This window comes from Marinobacter sp. (genome assembly GCF_041984545.1).
In the GTDB taxonomy this organism is placed as follows: domain Bacteria; phylum Pseudomonadota; class Gammaproteobacteria; order Pseudomonadales; family Oleiphilaceae; genus Marinobacter.
The window spans coordinates 41,837-61,770 of sequence record NZ_JBHIXV010000025.1 but is presented as its reverse complement, the minus strand read 5'-3'; the positions used below and the strand labels follow the sequence as shown (position 1 = coordinate 61,770).

Annotated in this window: 17 protein-coding genes; 8 read left to right on the top strand and 9 right to left on the bottom strand. The window is 63.2% G+C overall.

Annotated elements, in window-relative coordinates:
- The first annotated feature begins 165 nt into the window (after positions 1-165).
- Positions 166-2,889, top strand: a complete 2,724-nt coding sequence (locus ACFC20_RS12605) for a cation-translocating P-type ATPase (protein ID WP_375193308.1) — start codon at positions 166-168, stop codon at positions 2,887-2,889.
- On the opposite strand, the gene ACFC20_RS12600 is transcribed toward ACFC20_RS12605, so the two are convergent.
- Entirely contained in the window at positions 2,870-5,287 is a 2,418-nt protein-coding gene (locus ACFC20_RS12600; protein WP_375193307.1) for a xylulose 5-phosphate 3-epimerase, read from the bottom strand. The genes ACFC20_RS12605 and ACFC20_RS12600 overlap by 20 nt on opposite strands.
- Positions 5,288-5,470: 183 nt before the next feature.
- Between ACFC20_RS12600 and ilvD the strand changes: the two genes are divergently transcribed.
- The 3 genes from ilvD (at position 5,471) to ACFC20_RS12585 (ending at position 8,708) form a co-directional block, all read left to right on the top strand.
- Positions 5,471-7,159, top strand: coding sequence for a dihydroxy-acid dehydratase (gene ilvD / locus ACFC20_RS12595; RefSeq protein ID WP_375193306.1), 1,689 nt, complete (start codon positions 5,471-5,473; stop codon positions 7,157-7,159).
- Between the two features lie 97 nt (positions 7,160-7,256).
- The gene (pbpG, locus tag ACFC20_RS12590; protein WP_375193305.1) at positions 7,257-8,210 is read left to right on the top strand and encodes a D-alanyl-D-alanine endopeptidase; all 954 of its coding nucleotides are present in this window, start codon (positions 7,257-7,259) and stop codon (positions 8,208-8,210) included.
- 18 nt (positions 8,211-8,228) lie between these two features.
- On the top strand, positions 8,229-8,708 hold the full coding sequence (locus ACFC20_RS12585) for an asparaginase domain-containing protein (RefSeq protein ID WP_375193304.1): 480 nt from the start codon (positions 8,229-8,231) through the stop codon (positions 8,706-8,708).
- Positions 8,709-8,710: 2 nt separating this feature from the next.
- Here the strand turns inward: ACFC20_RS12585 and ACFC20_RS12580 are convergent, their stop codons facing one another.
- From ACFC20_RS12580 to ACFC20_RS12570, 3 genes are all read right to left on the bottom strand, one after another.
- Entirely contained in the window at positions 8,711-9,403 is a 693-nt protein-coding gene (locus tag ACFC20_RS12580) for a pseudouridine synthase (protein ID WP_375193310.1), read from the bottom strand.
- Positions 9,404-9,408: 5 nt separating this feature from the next.
- Positions 9,409-10,437 carry a metal-dependent hydrolase gene (locus tag ACFC20_RS12575; RefSeq protein WP_375193303.1) on the bottom strand — a complete coding sequence of 343 codons (1,029 nt, stop codon included), beginning with the start codon at positions 10,435-10,437 and terminating at the stop codon, positions 9,409-9,411.
- A 63-nt stretch (positions 10,438-10,500) separates the two neighbouring features.
- Positions 10,501-11,751, bottom strand: a complete 1,251-nt coding sequence (locus tag ACFC20_RS12570) for a lytic murein transglycosylase (protein WP_375193302.1) — start codon at positions 11,749-11,751, stop codon at positions 10,501-10,503.
- A 226-nt stretch (positions 11,752-11,977) separates the two neighbouring features.
- Here ACFC20_RS12570 and ACFC20_RS12565 point away from each other — a divergent pair, with 226 nt between their 5' ends.
- Entirely contained in the window at positions 11,978-12,853 is an 876-nt protein-coding gene (locus tag ACFC20_RS12565; RefSeq protein WP_375193301.1) for a response regulator, read from the top strand.
- On the opposite strand, the gene phoR is transcribed toward ACFC20_RS12565, so the two are convergent.
- The 5 genes from phoR to ACFC20_RS12540 all read right to left on the bottom strand — a co-directional run bounded on the left by phoR (position 12,850) and on the right by ACFC20_RS12540 (position 17,319).
- Entirely contained in the window at positions 12,850-14,169 is a 1,320-nt protein-coding gene (gene phoR, locus ACFC20_RS12560; RefSeq protein ID WP_375193300.1) for a phosphate regulon sensor histidine kinase PhoR, read from the bottom strand. The genes ACFC20_RS12565 and phoR overlap by 4 nt on opposite strands.
- Before the next feature lie 57 nt (positions 14,170-14,226).
- Positions 14,227-14,919 (bottom strand): phosphate regulon transcriptional regulator PhoB, encoded by a 693-nt coding sequence (phoB, locus tag ACFC20_RS12555; protein WP_091988446.1) that lies wholly within the window; start codon positions 14,917-14,919, stop codon positions 14,227-14,229.
- A 340-nt stretch (positions 14,920-15,259) separates the two neighbouring features.
- Positions 15,260-16,147, bottom strand: coding sequence for a 4-hydroxybenzoate octaprenyltransferase (ubiA, locus tag ACFC20_RS12550; protein ID WP_375193299.1), 888 nt, complete (start codon positions 16,145-16,147; stop codon positions 15,260-15,262).
- A 70-nt stretch (positions 16,148-16,217) separates the two neighbouring features.
- On the bottom strand, positions 16,218-16,781 hold the full coding sequence (locus ACFC20_RS12545) for a chorismate--pyruvate lyase family protein (RefSeq protein ID WP_375193298.1): 564 nt from the start codon (positions 16,779-16,781) through the stop codon (positions 16,218-16,220).
- Entirely contained in the window at positions 16,762-17,319 is a 558-nt protein-coding gene (locus ACFC20_RS12540) for a hypoxanthine-guanine phosphoribosyltransferase (protein WP_375193297.1), read from the bottom strand. Before ACFC20_RS12540 ends, ACFC20_RS12545 begins: the two co-directional genes overlap by 20 nt.
- 264 nt (positions 17,320-17,583) lie before the next feature.
- Between ACFC20_RS12540 and ACFC20_RS12535 the strand changes: the two genes are divergently transcribed.
- The 3 genes from ACFC20_RS12535 to ACFC20_RS12525 all read left to right on the top strand — a co-directional run bounded on the left by ACFC20_RS12535 (position 17,584) and on the right by ACFC20_RS12525 (position 19,932).
- A complete protein-coding gene (locus ACFC20_RS12535) occupies positions 17,584-17,751 on the top strand; it encodes a rubredoxin (protein ID WP_008173532.1) in 168 nt (55 codons plus the stop codon).
- 32 nt (positions 17,752-17,783) lie between these two features.
- Entirely contained in the window at positions 17,784-18,938 is a 1,155-nt protein-coding gene (locus ACFC20_RS12530; RefSeq protein WP_375193296.1) for an NAD(P)/FAD-dependent oxidoreductase, read from the top strand.
- A 127-nt stretch (positions 18,939-19,065) separates the two neighbouring features.
- Complete coding sequence (locus tag ACFC20_RS12525) at positions 19,066-19,932, top strand: acyl-CoA thioesterase (protein ID WP_375193295.1); 867 nt, start codon at positions 19,066-19,068, stop codon at positions 19,930-19,932.
- Positions 19,933-19,934 lie beyond the last annotated feature (2 nt).

Below are 19,934 nucleotides of genomic sequence, written 5' to 3'. Positions count from 1 at the left end.
CGTATGCCCGGTGGTGTGAGAGGACGGGGGAGGTAACTCCCCCTCCTACTCGATGCCGAATGGTGGGCCCGGCAAACCGTTGTGATCGGCTTGATCCAGGGCAATCCGGTATCGCAGATGTCCGGGTCTAATGGACGGACGAAGAGCCTCAGGGAGTGAATAATCATGCCGAGACCGGACACAAATCCCGCCACGGCCCCAGTGTCGGAGCTGGCCTGGCATGCACTTGCGGCGGATGAGGCGCGAAGTCAGCTGCAGGCGCCGGCGCCGCTGTCCGCCGCCGAAGCCGGCGATCGGCTGCGTCGTCATGGCGCCAATGCCTTGCCCGAGGCCCGTGTCCGTGGGCCCTGGTTGAGGCTGGTGCAACAACTGAGAAACTTTCTGATCTACGTGCTGGCAACGGCTGCGGTCATTACCGCGAGCCTGGGCCATTGGGTTGATGCCAGCGTGATTCTGGCGGTGGTGGTCATCCAGACGTTCGTGGGCTTCATCCAGGAAGGCCGGGCCGAGCAGGCACTGTCTGCCATCCGGCATATGTTGGCCCCCAAGGCCCGTGTGCTAAGGGCCGATGGCCAGCACATGGTGGATGCCGCAACGCTTGTGCCCGGGGATACTGTTCTGCTGGAGCCCGGCGATCGGGTGCCTGCGGACCTTCGGCTTGAAAAAGCCCACCAACTGAAAATCAATGAAGCCATTCTGACGGGTGAGTCACAGGCCGCTGACAAGACAACCGTAGTTGTGAATTCCGACGCCGTGCTGGGTGACCAGAGTAATCTGGCTTTCTCGGGCACCATGGTGGCCACCGGGACTGGCAGGGGCGTGGTGGTCCGTACCGGGCAGGACACCGAGATCGGACGTATCTCGGGGTTGCTTGCCCATACCCTGAGCCTGAGAACGCCGCTGCTTGAACAGATGGATCGTTTCGCGCGGCGGCTGTCGGCGATCGTGATCCTGGCCGGGATTGCCATATTCTTTGGTGGTCTTCTGTTCAGCGGTCTGCCTTTCCGGGAATTGTTCATGGCGGTGGTGGGGCTGACCGTCGCGGCCATTCCCGAGGGCCTGCCGGCCATTCTCACCATTACCCTGGCCATTGGCGTGCGCGAGATGGCCCGGCGTAACGCGGTCGTTCGACGCATGCCGGTCATCGAGACCCTGGGCGCGGTGTCCGTGATCTGCTCCGACAAAACCGGCACTCTGACCCGCAACGAAATGATGGTGACTCGTACCGTGGTTGTCGGGGGGGCACTGGAGGTGACCGGCGAAGGCTATGGCTTTGATGGTGCCGTTACCGATGCCAGGGGCGCCCCGGCCCGGTCGCCGGGCCTCGACGAGCTAGCCCGGGCGGCAGCGCTCTGCAACGATGCCCAGGTTGTCCAGGATTCGTCTGGTGTCCGGGTCAGCGGCGATCCCATGGAAGCCGCCCTGCTGGTGTTCGCCCGCAAGGTGGGTTTTGATGTTGACGACAGTGCCCGGGACTGGCCCCGCCGCGACGAGATTCCCTTCGACACCGAAAACCGCTTCATGGCCACCCTCAACCACGACCATCACGGGCACAGCGTGATCTATCTGAAGGGCGCGCCGGAGCGGGTGTTGGAGATGTGCTCCGGGCAGGTGATTGAATCCGGTGTCGTGGCTGAGCTGGACCAACCGTTCTGGCATGCTGCGATCACCGACATGGCGTCGGAAGGCTTCCGGGTATTGGCCCTCGCCCGCAAACCGGTCGCCCGTGGTGTGGCCGATCTGGCGGTTGAGGATCTGGCGCAGGGGGCGGAACTGCTGGGCCTGGTGGGCCTGCTCGATCCGCCCCGGCAGGAGGCCATCCAGGCCATTGCCGAATGCCGGGCGGCGGGCATCGAGGTGAAAATGATCACCGGCGATCATGCGCTCACAGCCGGTGCCATTGCCCGAAAGCTGGGCCTGGCGAATACCCGTGAAGTGCTGACCGGCAGCGACCTGGATCGTCTGGATGCCAGTCAACTCCGGGGGCGGGTGGCTGAGGTGGATGTGTTTGCCCGTACCAGTCCCGAGCACAAGCTCCGGCTGGTTGAGGCGCTCCAGACCAGGGGCGCTGTGGTTGCCATGACCGGAGACGGGGTAAATGATGCGCCCGCCCTGAAACGGGCGGAAGTGGGCATTGCCATGGGCGTGAAAGGTTCAGAAGCCGCCCGCGAGGCGGCCTCGGTGGTGCTTCTGGATGACAACTTTGCCAGCATTGCCGCCGCGGTGCGGGAGGGCAGAACCGTCTACGCCAACCTCAAGAAAGGCATTGCCTTCATGCTGCCGATCAACGGCGGGGAATCGATCAGCCTGATTACCGCCTTGTTGTTGGGGCTGACTTTACCGATTTCGGCCCTGCAGATTCTCTGGGTAAATATGGTCAGCTCGGTGGTGTTGGCGATGACCCTGGCTTTTGAGCCCACCGAGCCTGATGTGATGCAACGTCCGCCGCGGGCCAGGAACGAATCACTCATGCGGGGCTTTGTGCTCTGGCGGGTGGCCCTGGTATCCCTGCTCTTCCTGGCGGGCATATTCGCGGCCTGGTACTGGGCCATTCATCACTATGGAAATGACCAGACCGCCAGGACGCTGGCGGTCAACACACTGGTTGCGATGGAGGTGTTCTACCTGTTTGCCGTGCGCTATCTGGACAGCGCCTCACTGACCCTGCGCGGTGTACTGGGCACGCCTGTGGTGCTGTTGGCGGTCGCCGGCGTCCTCGTTCTGCAGCTGATGTTCACTTACCTGCCTTGGTTCAACCAGACCTTCGACACGGTTCCGCTGAGTCTCGGCATGCTCGGGTTTGCTGGCGCTACCGGCGTGCTGCTGTTGCTTGTTCTGGAGGCTGAGACGGCCTTGCGCAGGCGCCTGTTCAGCCCCCTCCGCGGGTGATCACCGAAGGGTCGCCCCGGCCTTCCACCGCCGCCAGTTCAGCGGTGGACAGCCACTCGCCGGGCGGACGGTCTATGACCTCGGCACAGGCTGCCAGGGCGTGGGCCCAGGAGCATCGGTTGGCGAACAGCATGCCAGCCTCGTTCAGTGTGCCACCGCGATTGACGTAGCCGAGCACCCGCGATCTCGACGGTTTGGGAAACAGCCCGTGCAGATGGCCCCGGAACACCTCCGGGCGCATGTGAGTGAGGGCCACCCGCCGGTGTATCCGGTTTGGCAACAGCCGCTCCCGTTCGAATTCCGCCAGACACACGCCGGCCTCCATGGCATCCCGGGGTTGCCGGAAGCGAGCCGGCTCCTGAATGTATACCAGCCTGAAGGGTGTGCCTTTTTCGCGCAGGCGGTTGCAGGCCTGTATTGCCTCGGATAGCTGATAGGCACCGTTGGCGATCAGTAGCAGCGGCTCGCCGTCGCCGGTGTCCTCGTCTACCACCAGAGCGCCATGCCGGGCTAGCAGATCGGCCTCCTCGCGGTTGAACACGCAGGGCCGGTCCCGTTTCGGGATCACCATGCAGCTTATCCGGCCCCGCTCTGTAAACACCGAGGGCAGTACCGCGAGGGTGCTGTTGTAGTCGGCCGGGAAGAGTACGCGGGAGACGTCGCTCATTTCCCCCAGCAGGCTCTCGCAGAAGGTTGTGTCCTGATGGGATTGTTCGTTCTTGCCGTTCTCCCAGGCGTGGGAGGTGGCCACCACTGGAAAGCCCAGCCAGCGCGCCGGTCGACCGGCTTCCTTCTGGTGACGGGCAAAAATCAGTTCCTGGCGGATGGCGCCGAGCATCTTCACACAGAAAGCCTCATAGCTGGCCACCAGGTTGAGGCCGGCCTTGTTGGCCAGGCATGCGGAGACCACCGCTTCCTCGTTCAGGGCGGTGATGATCTTGCCATGCACCGATTCCTGATCGCTCTCGGGATCGTTGACCCGATGCTTCAGGGCGGTCAGCACACCTCCGAGCCGGTTGCTCGCCAGCTCGTCCGGATTGCCAACCCGCGCCCGCAAGGCTGGGTTGGCCGCCACCAGGGCCCGGAAAAAGTCATCAACCGCCTGCATGGGCGATCTGAGGTCGGCGGTGGCTCGAAGCCGGGGCAGAACCGGCTCCGGCGGATTGCGGATGGCCAGGGCATGATCCCGCTCGAGTGGACGGTCCTGGGCCTGGTGCTGATTCAGCGCGGCCACGCACCGGTGCAGTTGGTCTGGCGGTACCCACAGCTGGCCTGCGTGCTGGTTGAACAGCTCCCGGGCCCTTGCATCCATCCGCGGGTTGCCCGGCAGTGGCAGGTTATGGGCCGGGTTGCTGCCGGCCCCGTAGAAGCCGAAGCCCTTGACCGTTTCGGCAATACCGAAGGGAACCCGCACCGGATACCTGCTCTCGCCCTTGAGTGCCGAGTCGCCGTTGGCGGCCAGGGCCTGCTCCATTTCGAACAGGGCGCAGACAAAGGCCGCCGGATCCCTACCGTCGAACCGGCACGGCAAAAAACCCCGATGGGACAGGTGGGTTTCGAATCCTTCCAGGCCCTCGCGGGTGCCAAGTTCGGTACGCTGCTCGATCCGGCGGCCATTGGCAATCATGACCGGCAGTACCGCGCCGCAGTCTTCGGCCCGCCACCAGCGTGGCACCCAGTCGCTGCCCCGCTGCTCTTCGGCGGCGCCGTCCGAGAGGAACGCCACCAGAGACTCTCCGGGCAGGGGCATGTGCGCATACTGCAGCTCGGCAAAGCCGAGGTAGCCGCCCTCCAGGATGCCGCCGGCGGTGTGGGCATTGACGTGGCTGCCCAGGGGCGCATCCATGGTGCCGTCGGGTTTCTGCCGGTAACTGTAGAAATCGGCGACGAGCGCTGACAGCCCCTCCGGCCCCCGATACCGGTCCGCCTGTTCCGGGTGCAGGTTGCCGGTCAGTACGTTCAGGGCGTCGACAGCGGCGACGCAGTGGCCCTGCCCCATCAGCCAGCTGCGGGTGCGGCCGGTCAGATTGTTCAGCGCCAGGTAGGCGGCGTAGGCCGGCACCATGTTCAGGGCGCCGCCGGTGTGGCCTTCCGGGTTGGTCTTGAAGTCCTGGGGTGTCAACGGTTGTCCGGACATGTCTACGCGTCGGGCGTAAGTCATGTGCACTACCAGCCACAGGCCGGCACTGGTCAGGCGATCCAGGTCGGCGAGCCGGGCAAAAACGGTGGCGGTGTCTGGCTGGTGGCCGGCCGCCACCAGTCGCTCGGCGAGGAGACGCACCTGATGCCGGGTGGCATCGCTGTGCTGGATGACGCCATAGCCGTCACTCCAGTGCCGGTACTCCGGGCATTCCGGCGCCCGGGGATCTTCCGGTGCCGATTCGGTGGGTGAGGACATGAGTGCCTCCGTGGCGTCAGTGTATGAATGAATTCTAGGACGGCCCCGACGCAGCGCCATTGATGCAGGTCATATGGACATAAAACTGTGTAGGCCCGTGGCAAGAGGCGTCAATGCCCGTTGCTGAGGGTGCCGGTTTCTGAGAGGCTAAAGCGATAACACGCTGACAGAGGAGAGAGCCCCGTGACGCAGGACCAGAACCAGGACAAGCGCCGCAAATACTCCGCACCGGTGGTGGACGGCATCGGCAAATCGGCCAGTCGGGCCATGCTCCGGGCAGTCGGGTTCACCGACGAGGATTTCAGGAAGCCGCAGGTCGGTATTGCGTCAACGTGGAGCAACCTTACCCCCTGCAACATGCACATCAACCAGCTGGCGGAGGAATCCGCTGCCGGTGCCGACGAGGCCGGGGGCAAATCGCTGATCTTCAACACCATTACCATATCCGATGGCATCGCCAATGGCACCGAGGGGATGAAGTACTCGCTGGTGTCCAGGGAGGTGATCGCCGATTCCATCGAGACGGTTGCCGGTTGCGAGGGTTTTGACGGGCTGGTGGCCATTGGCGGCTGCGACAAGAACATGCCCGGGTGCATGATGGGACTGGCACGCCTGAACCGACCGTCGGTGTTTGTCTATGGCGGCACCATCCAGCCCGGCGAAAACCACACCGACATTATTTCGGTGTTTGAAGCGGTGGGCGCCCACGCCCGGGGCGATCTGGATCTGATCGAGGTGAAACAGATCGAGGAGACCGCCATTCCGGGGCCCGGCTCCTGTGGCGGTATGTACACGGCCAACACCATGGCCTCCGCCATTGAAGCCATGGGCATGAGCCTGCCGGGCAGCTCGGCCCAGAATGCCGTTTCCGACACCAAGGCCGCGGACTGTCGGGGCGCCGGGGCAGCGGTGCTTAATCTGCTGGAGAAGGACATCAAGCCCAGCGACATCATGACCCGCAAGGCGTTCGAGAATGCCATTACCGTGGTGATTGCCCTGGGTGGCTCCACCAACGCCGTGCTGCACCTCCTGGCCATGGCCAGTACCGTGGGCGTCGAGCTTGAGCTGGAAGACTTTGTCGAGATTGGCAAGCGGGTGCCGGTGCTGGCTGACCTGCGACCCAGTGGCCATTACATGATGTCCGAGCTGGTCGCCATAGGCGGCATCCAGCCGCTGATGAAAATGCTGCTGGACCGTGGCCTGCTGCACGGTGACTGCCTGACCGTTACCGGCCAGACGCTGGCAGAGAATCTGGCGGACGTGGCGCCCTACCCGGAAGGGCAGGACATCATTCATGCCTTCGATAACCCCATCAAGGCCGACAGTCACCTGCGCATTCTGTTCGGCAATCTTGCGCCCACGGGCGCCGTGGCCAAGATCACCGGCAAGGAAGGCACCCATTTCACGGGCCGCGCCCGGGTGTTTCATTCCGAGGAGGAAGCCCAGGAACGGATCCTGGATGGCACCGTGGTGGCCGGAGATGTGCTGGTGATCCGCTACGAGGGCCCGAAAGGTGGTCCGGGCATGCGTGAAATGCTCAGCCCCACCTCCGCGATCATGGGCAAGGGGCTGGGCAGCGACGTGGCGCTGATCACCGATGGCCGTTTCTCCGGGGGCAGCCACGGCTTCGTAGTGGGCCACGTGACGCCCGAAGCCGCCGAAGGCGGGCCGATCGCCCTGGTCGAGAATGGTGACACCATCACCATCGACGCGGTCAATAACCGTATCGAACTGGACATTTCCGAGCAGGAAATGGAACGCCGCCGGAAGGCCTGGCAGGCCCCTGCTCCGCGGTTTACCCGGGGCGTGCTGGCGAAGTATGCCCGTACCGTCAGTTCAGCCTCGAAGGGCGCCATTACCGATCTGCCATGAAGGTCGCCGGCCCGGAAAACGCTGTTACAATGCGGCATGAATGGGCAGTGCTTGCTGTCTGTACCAACAAGTCAACAAGAAGATGCTGGGGCGTTTGATGATGCAGAACCGAAGTTGGGTGGTGTTGTGGGTGTGCCTGTTGGGGCTGCTGCCCTGGGGGACTCAGGCCCACCAACAGAACTCGTCCTCAGCTGCTGCAACGGCCAGCGAGGCCGCAGGTCCCAATCTGGCATCGGTGAACGCCGCGGTTGCCGTTGTCGGGCAGGAAGAGCTGATGTACGGCAAGAACGCCCATCGCTCGGTGCCCATTGCCTCCATCACCAAGTTGATGACCGCCCTGGTGGTGCTCGAATCCGGGGAGCCCCTGGATGCCTGGCTGACCTTTCACGAGCGCCACACCCCCGCCGCTGCCAACGCCTACAGCCGGATCCGCATTGATTCGCAGATGCGCAGGGCGGATGTGCTGCGTATTGCCCTGATGTCGTCGGAGAACTTCGCCGCCTACACCCTGGCCCGCAGCCATCCCGGCGGTTTCGATGCCTTCATCGAGGCAATGAATAGCAAGGCGGCAGATCTGGGTATGACCGGTACCCGGTTTGTGGATCCCACTGGCCTTTCGGCCGACAACGTATCCACTGCCGCCGATCTGGTGCGTCTGGTGAATGCTGCGGCCCGTCATCCCGAGATCCGGGAATACTCCACCACCGGCTATTTCCGGGGCCAGTTCCGCAACCCCCGTTACAGCCTGTCCTTTGGTAACACCAACGCCCTGGTGCACCGGGACAGCTGGGGTGTCGCCCTGAGCAAGACCGGCTACCTGTCCGAGGCGGGGCGATGCCTGGTGATGGTTTCCCGCATGGACGGCAAGGACGTGGTTACCGTGTTGCTGGATTCCCTGGGCACCCGTTCGCCCATGGGCGATGCCGGCCGCATCAAACGCTGGCTGGATACCGGTGCGCCGGGCTCGGTAGCCGCTGCTGCCCGCCGCTATGAACAGAAAAAGAACGCGGCCTACGCCGATTCCGGCCAGCAGTCAGCCAGCGTGAACTGAGCGCAGAGGAACCCAGCCATGATCCAGATCTTTACCACCGGCGGCACCATCGACAAGGTGTATTTTGACGCCAACAGCCAGTTCGAGGTGGGCCACAGCCTGCTGCCTGAATTGCTCTCCGAGTCCAACATTCACGAGGGCTACCGACTGAACGAACTGCTGCGCAAGGACAGCCTGGAGATGGACGATGCTGACCGTCAGCAGGTGCTTGAGGCGGTGCAGTCGTGTGATTGTGATCGGGTCGTGATTACCCACGGCACCGATACCATGGCCGATACTGCGGCGGTACTGTCGTCCCTCAAGGATAAAACCATCGTATTGACGGGCGCCATGCAGCCGGCCCGGATGCGGCGAACCGATGCGGTGTTCAACATCGGTTTTGCCTGGGCGGCGGTACAGCTGCTGCCCGCGGGCGTCTACATTGCGATGAACGGCGAGGTATTCGAAGCCAGTTCGGTGCGCAAGAACCTCCAGGCCCAGCGATTCGAACGTACCTGAGCTCAGCCCAGGCTTGCCTGCTCCCTCTCGGTCAGTGGCCGGTAATCGCCGGGCTTGAGCGCCGGATCCAGCCGTACCGGCCCAATCTGCATCCGGTGCAAGGCCTCCACATGATGGCCCACGGCAGCGATCATGCGTTTGACCTGATGGTATCGACCCTCGGAAATGGTCAGCTCGATCACCGCATCCCCGGTGACCCGAACCCGGGCCGGCCGGGTTGGTTTCGGATCGTCCCTCAGGTGGACACCTGCCTCCAGTTGCCGTACCGCCTCGTCGGTAAGCGGTGCATCCAGCGTGACCTGATAGGTTTTGGGACACTCCGTGCGAGGAGACGTCACCCTGTGGGACCACTGGCCATCAGTGGTGAGCAACAGCAACCCGGTCGTATCGGCATCCAGGCGTCCGGCTATGTGCAGATCGCGCGCCAGATCCGATGGCAGCAGATCAAGGGCCGTAGGGTGGTCGCTGTCGGTGGTGGCGCTGACCACACCAGCGGGCTTGTACATCATCAGGTAGCGCTCACCCGGTAGTTGCAACGCCCGGCCATCGAGGGCAATCCGGGCCTGCGCGGACAGTTTCTGGTTGGCCGAGACACCGCTTTCGCCATCCACTGTCACCCGTCCCTGACCGATTGCCCGCTTGGCGTCCTTGCGGGAGAGCCCGGCGCTTTGGGCGACGAACTGATCCAGTCGCATGGCCATTAACAGTGTGTCCCGGGCGCCGGCGCGCTCAGGCTTGCCAGGCAGAGCACGGGCGTCTCGCCCGTGGTTCGTGCCCACAGCAGGGCCAGCGCATCGGTGTTCATCGGTGGTCTGGGCATGCGGGTGCTTGCCACCGGTTCTATCTGGCCCTGCTGCTCCCGGGCCAGGACAAAGGTAAATGGATGCGCCCCGGGCAGGCCCAGCCGGATGTCGGTGGCCAGGATCTGATTGTCCGACTGGCGGTAGGCCAGAAATCCCCGGGTGAACCATTCCAGGCGCTGGGCCTGGGGCAGGTGCGCCACCGATTCCGCCAGATCCAGCCGGCGCGGGAACCGCTCGAGGTTCAAGGGGCCATTGCCGTCCAGGAATCCGGTAACGATTTCTATGCGCTGGTCGCCTTCAATCGCCGTGGCGCGCCACAGCAGCGTGGTAAACGGCATCGGTTGAACCAGCAGGGCAGGCGCCTTCATGCCGGCTTCGGCCAGGGCCGGATGTACCCGCTGGCTGATGACCTGTTGCGCCGCCAGGCTCCAGCCCAGGTACAGGGTCGACAGGGCCAGGCCTGTGACCAGTGCGGTTTTTGCCGGTGGCCGTGCCAGGAAGGCGATACACCCTGCCAGCAGCGGCAGCGTGTACAGCGGATCAATAATAAAGATGCTGCTGACCGCGATGGGCCGGCCGAACGGCCAGAACAGCTGGGTGCCATAGGTGGTCAGCGAATCCAGCAGCGGATGGGTGATCAGGATCAGGCCGGTCAGCGCCAGCCAGCGATTGAAGCTCAGCTGCGGTTTCCAGCGCCAGAGCAGCCAGGCCAGCAGTACGGCCAGGGGTGCCAGTATGAACAGCGAGTGGCTGAAGCCCCGATGCTGGGTAAAGTTGGCCACGGCGTTGCCGTAGTCGATGACCACGTCCAGATCGGGCAGGGTGCCCAGTACCGCACCGGTCAGCAGCACTGACCGGCCCAGGGTCTTGCCGGCAACCGCACCGGCCAGGGAGGCGCCGAGGGCTGCCTGGGTAACTGAATCCATAGTCGTTGGTTCCCGCCTTACACCAAGTCGCCTGGAGTCATAGGTTGCCCTTGCGGGATCGGATCACTGGCCGGCATTCACGCCCAGTTCGGCGAGCACGGTTTCGCCTGGATAGCCGTCCGCAACCAGCCCGTTGGCGGACTGGAACTGGCGGATGGCAGCCCGGGTAGCCGGCCCCATAATGCCGTCCGGTTCGCCAGCGTCGAAGCCTCGTTTCTGCAATGCCTCCTGGAGCTGGAGAATGTTGTTACGGGATAGTGCCGGCGCATCCTCCGGGGGCGGGTTCTGGAGCTTGCCGGCGCCGGCGATGCGGTCGGCCAGGTGCCCGACGGCGATGGCATAGAACTCCGAGCGGTTCCAGCCCATGATCACCCGGAAGTTATGGTAGGCCAGGAACGCCGGACCTTCGTGGCCCGCCGGCACCACCAGGGAAGCCTCGATGGGCTCCTGCGGCAGCACGCGGCCAAAGGCGTCGGTGATGCCCATTTCCCGCCACTGCGCCAGCGGCAGGCGACGACCGTCCGCCAGGGCGTAATTGAAGTTCTTCGGCAGCAGCACCTCTCGGCCCCAGCGGTAATCGCCGTCCCAGTTCATGGATTCGAGAAAACGACCCGCAGACATCATGGCGTCGGGCAGGCTGTTCCAGAGGTCGCGCCTGCCGTCGCCATCGGCGTCTACGGCGTGCTGCAGGAACACCGTGGGCATGAACTGCACGTGGCCCATGGCGCCGGCCCAGGAGCCCTCCATTTTGTCCGCCGGTATGGCGCCCTCGTCGATGATACGCAGGGCGGCAATCAACTGCTGGGTGAAGAAATTGCTGCGTCGTGGGTCGCAGGCGAGTGTGGTCAGTGAACTGGGCACCGGCATTTTGCCAAAATAGCTGCCAAAGTTCGTTTCCAGCCCCCAGAACGACACCAGGTAGGGCGCTGGCACCCCCGTTTCCCGGGTCACCCGGTCCAGCAGCTCCTGGTGTTCCTGCAGTAGCTCCCGCCCCCTGGTAACGCGGGCCTCGTTCACCCGCCGGTTCAGGTAGTCGGCAAAGGTGGTGGTGAACTCCGGCTGTCGACGGTCCAGCTCGATCACCCGCTCGAGGTGTTCGGCGCTTGCCATGACGGTGCTGGCGGTTTCACGGCTGACACCGGCGGCAACCGCCTGTTCTTCAAGCCGCGCTTTGCATTCGGCAAAGCCGTCGGGCGCCGGTGACGGGTTTTCCCGGGCCAGGGCTGGCATGGACAGCAGGGACAGAAAACCGGAAATCAGAAGGCCGCGATAAGCGCCACGGATGCGCAGAATCCTTGCAGGTGTGGTCAGCACACAGTACCTCGATCAGGGCAGTGGTGTAGTCAAAACTCCAGGCTCCATGGTAGCGCGTTTTTCCCCGGGGGAAACACCGCTTCGGGCCAGTGGGAGTGACAATTCTTTAACGCTGCGGTTCCCGGAAGCGGCTTTGTGGTCTTTTTGTAGCCGGGAGGTTTCCGGGAACCGGCTTTGTTCTATAGTTGTCCTTGAATCTCGGAAGGCTGAGTGGAAGGTCGGATTTATGGCAATGCTGAAAGCGCTGGTGGTTGACGATGCCAGCTTCGTGCGGGATCTGGTCAAGCGAACGGTGCGTCAGCGCTTCCCGGTGATTGAAACCACCGATGCCCAGAATGGGCGCCGGGCCCAGTCGCTGATGTCGCGCACCGCCTTTGATCTGGTGCTGTGTGACTGGGAAATGCCGGAAATGTCCGGTCTCGAACTGCTCCAGTGGATGCGCCAGCAGCCCCAGTATCAAAAGGTGCCGTTCATCATGATCACCAGTCGGGGCGACAAGGATCATGTGATTGAAGCCGTCAAGGAAGGTGTTTCGGAATACCTCGGCAAGCCATTCAGCCCGGACGGCCTGAGCAAGAAGATCATCAAGGTTATGGGGCGCAGCCTGAAAGACGCCATGGACCGCAGCGGCAAGTCCATGGCCAGCCCGGCGGACGCCTTCATGGAGTCGGCCTCGCTGCTGACACGCAAGCCGGAGGCGGCAGCGGAAGCGCCGGAGCGGGCCGATTCGCCAAAAGCGCCCCCATCGCCATCGGCCGGTGGCAACCGCGCGGCCGCCCCCCGGGGCAGCATGAGTCTTGCCTCGGTGCGGTTTGCCGAGAGCACCCTCAAGTCCGTGGTCAAGGACATCAACCTGACCGAGGTACGGGTGATCGCCAAACGGGACCAGATGTTTCCCGGAATCCTGGATCAGGCAGTGGTGGACATCGAGATCGGGGAAAACCAGATGGCACGGCTTAACGGCTACGTGCATCAGCTCCAGGCAGTGGACAAGCGCCAGGATACGGATTTTGTCAGTGTCACCATCCGCTTTGTGGACGAGGATCCCAAGAAACTGGAGGATCTGTCCCGGTTCATCGCCCGTTTCCGGTCCGGACGTTAATGGTCCGCGTGCTCGGGTAGCCGTTCCACCAGCCGTTCCCGTGGGAAGTGACAGATAAACTCGCTGCCCTCGCCGATGCGGCTGCGGATTTCGAGATTGCCATCGTGGTTGAGCAGCACGTGCTTGACGATCGCCAGGCCCAGGCCGGTGCCGCCGGTGTCCTTGTGCCGGCTGGGGTCGGCCCGGTAGAAACGCTCGGTCAGCCGGGGAATGTGCACCGGATCTATGCCGATGCCGGTGTCCTTCACCGACAGATGGGCGCCGTCGCGGTCGGTACTCCAGCGCACCGTGATCCGGCCTCCCGCCGGCGTGTATTTCACCGCGTTGAAGATCAGGTTGGAGAAAGCGCTGCGCAGCTGGCTCTCGTCTCCCTTGAGCAGACGCCTGTCGCCAATATCCACGGAAATATCATGTTTCCTGTCGCCACTCAGGGCCCGGGCATCGTGGCCAATCTGGGCCAGTAGCTGCTCGACATCGGTGAGCGTGTCGTTCACCGTCTGTTCACCGGTTTCAATTCTCGAGAGCAGGATGAGGTCAGTGATCAGGGCCTCCATCCGTGACGATTGCGCAGCCATGGTATGAATGGCCCGCCGCCACTTGGGCGGAAGCTCGTCGGCACTGTCCACCAGGGTTTCCAGGTAGCCGCTGATTACCGTGAGCGGCGTTCGCATCTCGTGGGAGACATTGCCCACGAAATCCCGTCGCATCTGTTCCAGCTGGTAGAGGCGGGTTACGTCCTTGGCCACGATCAGGCGGTCGTCATCGCCGAACAGGCTGATCTGGATCTGCAGATGGATATGGGGCTTGGCCGGGGAGTGGATCTCCAGTGGCTCCCGGTAGTCCCGGGAGTCGAAGTAGGTCTTGAATGCCGGCGTGCGGATCAGGTTGTGTATGTACTGGCCCCGGTCAGTCCTGCGTCGGAAGCCCAGCAGGTATTCCGCGGAGCCGTTCCACCACTCCATGGCGCCCCGGGAGTCGGTCATGATCACGCCATCGCGCATGGCGTTGGTGGACTCCTGGACCCTGTTGATCTGGGCCCGCAGGCGATCCTGGGTGCGCAGGTGGTTCTGGTGCAGCTTGTGGAGGTTGTCGAAGATATCGCCCCACAGGCCGACACTCTGAGGAGCTTCATCGGTGGCGCTGGGGTTGCCCAGCCACTGATAAAGGCGCCGGGCCTGACGCAGGGTCCACCACAGGTAGACGATCAGCCCGAAGGTGAGACCATAGAGAGGCTCACCGAAGAAAAGCCCTACCAGCAAAGAGCCGAGCAGGCCACCGATGATAAGGCGCAGGTACCGTGACCAGTTGTGCTGCATCCACTACTGCCTTGTGTCGATTCCGGGGCTGATCGCTGCCCAGCTGGCCGGAGTTGCTTACGCGGCTTTGGTCGAGAACCGGTAGCCGGTTCCCCGAACGGTCTGGATCAGGTGGTCGTATTCGTCGCCCAGGGCCTTGCGCAGCCGTCGGATATGGACGTCCACGGTGCGTTCCTCCACATAGACGTTACCGCCCCAGACCTGGTCCAGCAATTGGGACCGAGTATATACCCGTTCCTGGTGTGTCATGAAGAATTGCAGCAGCCGGTATTCCGTTGGCCCCATGGTAAGCGCGCCGTCACGCGTCGTAACCCGATGGCCAACCGGATCCAGGGTCAGGCCCTCCACCTCGATCGGGGTGTCGACCCCCGGCGGAGTGGCCCGGCGCAGGACCGCTTTCAGTCGGGCCACCAGTTCCCGGGGGCTGAACGGCTTGGTGATGTAGTCATCGGCGCCCACCTCCAGGCCCTGGATCTTGTTGTCTTCCTCCACCTTTGCGGTGAGCATGATGATGGGGATATCGGCAGTGGCTTCCTCTTTTTTCAGGCGTCGGGCCAGTTCCACGCCGCTGGTGCCGGGGAGCATCCAGTCCAGAAGCACCAGATCGGGGTTCTTGTCGACAATCAGGGCATGGGCTTCCCGGGCATCCGCTGCCTCCAGATAGTCATAATCCGCCATTTCGAGGGCCACAGCGATCATCTCGCGGATCGGCGCCTCGTCGTCGACGATCAGGACGGTTTTTCCGTTCATGGGCGTTAACCTGTGTCAGACCTTGATTTGTTGCTGGTGTCCCGCCTGGCTATTTTCTTAAGCTACTGCTTGCCTCTGAGGGCTCTGAGCTAGGCACCAGTCTGCAGGTGTGGTGGCCCCACATCAAAGACTGGTAACGCGGTCTAAGAGCCCTCAGAGGCAAGCCCTTCGGGAGCTTCTGAAAAACCGAATAGCGTCGTTGCGCTGCTTTGATTTGGAACCACCAAATCTTCATCAGCACGCCTAGCTCTTCGGTTTTTCAGTAGCTCAGTAGCTTAAGAAAATAGCCAGGCGGGACACTCTCATTACAGCGTTCAAGTGTTACAAGTATATGACAGGTTCAGCCAATGATGAGGTCAATTAAGAGGCCTGCAAAAACCGCGAAACCGGCCCAGTTGTTATTGAGAAACGCCTTGAAGCAGCCCTCACGTTCGCGTTCCCGGGCCAGGTACTGGTGGTAGACGAACAGGCTGGCCATGCCAACCACGCCCAGGTAATAGAAACTGCCGAGTTCGGCCTGCTGACCCACCATCACCAGGATTACAACGACCATGGCCTGCAGAACGCCGATGATGACCCGGTCGGCGTCGCCGAACAGGATAGCGGTGGACTTGATGCCCACCTTCAGGTCGTCGTCGCGATCAACCATGGCGTACAGGGTGTCGTAGGCCACCGTCCACAGCACGTTGGCAGTGAACAGCAGCCAGGTCAGTTGGCTCAGTTCCCCGGCTTCGGCAGCCCAGGCCATGGGAATGGCCCAGGAGAAGGCAGCCCCGAGGAATAGCTGGGGCAGGTGGGTGTAGCGCTTCATGAACGGGTAGATGAACGCCAGCAGGGCACCACCAAAGGATAGGTACAGCGTGAGCCGGTTGGTGAACAGCACCACCATCAGGAACGACACCAGGCAGAGGCCGGCGAACAGCGCCACCGCTTCCCAGGGCTTGACCCGGCCGGCCGTCAGTGGGCGGTCCTTGGTGCGTTTGACGTGCCGGTCCCAGTCCCGGTCGGCAAAATCGTTGATGGCGCAGCCGGCGGCGCGCATGAAGAATACCCCGAGGGTGAATACCAGCAGGTTTCCCAGGCCAGGGCTGCCGTCACTGGCCAGCCAGAGCGCCCAGTAAGTGGGCCAGAGCAGCAGCAGAGTTCCGATCGGTCGGTCAATCCGCAGCAGGCTGGCATAGTCGGCCAGCCGGCGCTGGAGAGGTTCTGGCACAGCATCGGGCAACATGGCACGGGTCCTGTCTGGTAGTCGGCAAATGGAGTCGGTGCGGGGATTATAGCCAGTGGCCAGGGGTCGGTTAAAGCGCGGCGGGGCCAAGCAGGGCTGGCAACAGGTATTCGCCGACCAGCAGTGCGCTGTTGTGTCCGGTGAACAGGGAACGGCGGGCGAGTCGGGGCTGGCTGGGGCTTTCCGGCTGGCAGAGCCCGGTTTCCAGGGGGCCCCGCTGCCAGTGGGGGCTGCTGAACAGGTAAGCACCGAGGGGCCGGTTGCCCAGATGCAGGAGCCGGCGGCCTTCGCCTTCCAGGCAGTCCAGGGGAATCACGGTGCGCGCGAGCACCCAGGGCTGGCCGTCGCCGCACAGGGTCACCTCCCGGATCCAGGCGTACTGGCGGTGCGGGATGGTCAGGCGTAGGGCCTCTTCACGGGTGGGGGTGGCGAACCCCTCCTGGCGCACCTCAACGTGGAACGATTGCGCGCACCGTTTCTGGAGGGCCTTCGTAAACGAGCCTTCAACCTGCAGCCAGTGCCGGGCCGGGCCGTGTACGGCCGGCTCCCGGAGGCCCGCGGCCGTCAGCGAACGATACCAGTCCGTAGGCGGGATGTTGGGGCGGTGATTGATGTCAGAGTCCCTTGACCGCATAGATGCCGGGAGCGTTGCGCCAGTATCCCTTGTAGTCCATGCCGAAGCCGAACAGGAACCGGTCTTCCACCTCCAGGCCGGTGAAGTCCGCCTTCAGGTTGGGCCGGGCCTTGCGGTCGTGCTGTTTGTCGACCAGCACGGCTGTGAGGACCTCGCGGGCGCCATGGGCGCGGCAGTAATCGGCTATGGCGCAGAGCGTGGTGCCTTCGTCCAGAATGTCGTCGACAATGAGCACGGTGCGGCCGTTCATGTCGGCTTCCGGCTGTAGCTTCCACTCCAGGATGCCGCCGGTGGTTTCCTGCCGGTAGCGGGTGGCATGCAGGTACTCTGCCTGAACCGGAAACCGCAGCCGGGTCAGCAGTTGCCCGGTCAGGATCAGCCCGCCGTTCATCACGCAAAACAACAGGGGATTGCTGTCGCTCAGGCGTTGGGTAATATCGTCGGCCAGGGCGGCAATGGCGGCGTGCACCTGTTCTTCAGTGACCAGGCAGTCCGCTTCGGCCATTACCTGGTTCATTTCGGCGACGGTATCGGTCATATCGGTCGGTCCTGTCGTAAAACCGGCGATTATACCGAAGAGGGGCGTCGGAAGGGAGGGGCGAGGTTGTCCCGGGCGTCTGTATTTGTGGCTATTGGCAGAAAAACCCGGGGCCGGCCGTCGGCACTGGCATTGGTCAATGTCGGGCCGATGGGTATGATGGCCCGAATTGAATGCTGTTCGTATCTGTTCGCGGGACAAACGACTTGCGTGCAATATTGTCGGACAATTAATATTGCCCCGATTCACAATGGGAGAGATGGTATGAAAAAGTGGCAGTGCGTTGTATGCGGCCTGATTTATGACGAAGCCGAGGGCTGGCCCGAGGATGGCATTGAGCCGGGCACCAAATGGGAAGATGTGCCCGAGGACTGGGTGTGCCCGGACTGCGGCGTTGGCAAGGAAGACTTCGAGATGATTGAAATCGGCTGAGACCGGCCTGGAACCTCAACAGGAGTATGTGAATGACTGATCAGGCCCCGATCGTGATCGTTGGTACCGGTCTTTCCGGCTATTCATTGGCGCGTGAGATTCGCAAGCTCGACAAGGAGGTGCCGGTGCTGATGCTGACCGCCGATGATGGCGTCAGCTATTCCAAGCCGATGCTGTCCACCGGCTTTACCAAGGGCAAGGACGCCGAAGGCCTGGCGCAGGGAAGCACCGAGGCCATGGCCGAGCAGCTCAACCTGGAAATCCGCACCTTTGCCACGGTTACCGGTATCGATACCGGCGCCCACGAGCTGCATTTGGGTGATGAGTGCGTGCGCTACAGCAAGCTGATACTGGCCTGGGGTGCGGATGTGATTCGCCTCGATCTGGCCGGGGATGGCCAGGAGCATGTGTTCTCGATCAACGATCTGATGGACTATCGTGCCTTCCGCAAGGCCCTGGGCCAGGGACGGCGCATCGCCATCATGGGCGCCGGCCTGATTGGCTGTGAGTTTGCCAATGATCTGCGCAATGGCGACTACGAGGTGGAGGTGATTGCCCCCTCTGAGGTGGTGATGCCGGGCCTGTTGCCGGAGGTGGCAGCGAACGCCGTCCAGCAGGAGCTGGAAGCGCTGGGTGTCCGGTTCCATCTGGGTACGGTGGTGGACCGGATCGACCGCAAGGGCGACGGCGTCAGTCTCACGCTTGCCAACGGCGAGGTGATCGAGGCCGACCTGGTGTTGTCCGCCGTGGGCCTGCGCCCCCGCACCGAACTGGCGAGCGCCGCTGGCCTGGCCACCGAGCGGGGCATTGTGGTGAATCGGGCGCTGGAGACATCGGCGCCGGATGTCTATGCCCTCGGGGACTGCGCCGAGGTGGATGGCCATGTGCTGCTTTATGTGCTGCCGTTGATGGCGTGCGCCCGCGCGCTGGCAAAAACCCTGACCGGAGAGCGTACCGAAGTCAGCTACGGCACCATGCCGGTGATGATCAAAACGCCGTGCTGTCCGACCGCGGTTTGCCCGCCGCCTTCCGGGGCCGAGGGCGACTGGGAGGTGGAGCAGGATGGCACCCACGTCAAGGCTCTGTTCAAGGCGCCGGACGGCTCCACCCTGGGGTTTGCCGTCACTGGCCGCTTTGCGGTCGAGAAACAGACCCTGTCCCGGGAAGTCCCGCCCATTCACAGCTGACCTGGCCCCTGATGCCCGCCGGTGGCAGGGGTCGCTGGCGGGCGCCCGATTCGATGTTTGCGATTGCCAATTTGCCGCGCTTGCGGTAGAAACTCTGTCGTGTGCTAACTAAATCACAGGAGCAGGCATGCTTGAAGTAACCAAGAAGCTGGTGGAATTGCTGGACCTGGTGCCCATCGGCGACGACCACTTCCAGGGTGACAGCGAGGATCTGGGCTTTCCCAATGTCTTTGGCGGGCAGGTGCTTGGCCAGGCGTTGATGGCTGCCAGCCGCACCGTGCAGGGTCGCCTGTGCCATTCCCTGCATGCTTATTTCCTGCGCCCGGGCAACCACAGCATGCCAATCGACTACGAGGTCCAGCGGGTTCGTGACGGCGGCAGTTTTTCCGTGCGTCGGGTGATTGCCCGACAGGATGGCAAGGAGATTCTGACCGGGTCCATGTCGTTTCAGGTTGAAGAGGCCGGCTTCGAACATCAGCTAAGCATGCCCTCGGCACCGGCGCCGGACACCCTGCGTTCCGAGGAGGACTGGGGGCGTATCCTGTCGGACACCCTGGGTGACAAGGTGCCCGAGCGCATGCGCGCCAACCTGAAGCGGGAGCGGCCGATCGAGATTCGCCCGGTGGATCCGGTTAACCCGCTGAAGCCGGAAAAACGTCCGCCCCACAAGCAGGGCTGGTTCCGGGCCCAGGGCCCTCTGCCGGACGACCCGGTGCTGCACCGGTGCCTGTTGACCTATGCCTCCGACTTCCAGTTCCTGGGCACGTCACTGAACCCCCACGGCGTCACCTTCATGAGCAAGAATCTCCAGGTGGCCAGCCTGGACCATGCGATCTGGTTTCACCGGGATTTCCGGATGGACGAGTGGCTGCTGTACGACAAGGACAGCCCGAGCGCTTCCGGAGGCCGGGGCTTCAACCGGGGTAACTTCTTCAATCAGGATGGCGTGCTGGTGGCCTCGACCACGCAGGAAGCGCTGATTCGCCAGCGCTGATT

Coding starts and splice junctions, on each gene's coding strand:
- pbpG (WP_375193305.1), top strand. CDS start 7,257: ATGATGCAGAACCGAAGTTGGGTGGTGTTGTGGGTGTGCCTGTTGGGG.
- ACFC20_RS12530 (WP_375193296.1), top strand. CDS start 17,784: ATGACTGATCAGGCCCCGATCGTGATCGTTGGTACCGGTCTTTCCGGC.
- ubiA (WP_375193299.1), bottom strand. CDS start 16,147: ATGTTGCCCGATGCTGTGCCAGAACCTCTCCAGCGCCGGCTGGCCGAC.
- ACFC20_RS12525 (WP_375193295.1), top strand. CDS start 19,066: ATGCTTGAAGTAACCAAGAAGCTGGTGGAATTGCTGGACCTGGTGCCC.
- phoB (WP_091988446.1), bottom strand. CDS start 14,919: ATGAACGGAAAAACCGTCCTGATCGTCGACGACGAGGCGCCGATCCGC.
- ACFC20_RS12565 (WP_375193301.1), top strand. CDS start 11,978: ATGGCAATGCTGAAAGCGCTGGTGGTTGACGATGCCAGCTTCGTGCGG.
- ACFC20_RS12605 (WP_375193308.1), top strand. CDS start 166: ATGCCGAGACCGGACACAAATCCCGCCACGGCCCCAGTGTCGGAGCTG.
- ACFC20_RS12540 (WP_375193297.1), bottom strand. CDS start 17,319: ATGACCGATACCGTCGCCGAAATGAACCAGGTAATGGCCGAAGCGGAC.
- ACFC20_RS12575 (WP_375193303.1), bottom strand. CDS start 10,437: ATGGATTCAGTTACCCAGGCAGCCCTCGGCGCCTCCCTGGCCGGTGCG.
- ACFC20_RS12580 (WP_375193310.1), bottom strand. CDS start 9,403: ATGCGACTGGATCAGTTCGTCGCCCAAAGCGCCGGGCTCTCCCGCAAG.
- ACFC20_RS12600 (WP_375193307.1), bottom strand. CDS start 5,287: ATGTCCTCACCCACCGAATCGGCACCGGAAGATCCCCGGGCGCCGGAA.
- ACFC20_RS12545 (WP_375193298.1), bottom strand. CDS start 16,781: ATGCGGTCAAGGGACTCTGACATCAATCACCGCCCCAACATCCCGCCT.
- phoR (WP_375193300.1), bottom strand. CDS start 14,169: ATGCAGCACAACTGGTCACGGTACCTGCGCCTTATCATCGGTGGCCTG.
- ACFC20_RS12535 (WP_008173532.1), top strand. CDS start 17,584: ATGAAAAAGTGGCAGTGCGTTGTATGCGGCCTGATTTATGACGAAGCC.
- ACFC20_RS12585 (WP_375193304.1), top strand. CDS start 8,229: ATGATCCAGATCTTTACCACCGGCGGCACCATCGACAAGGTGTATTTT.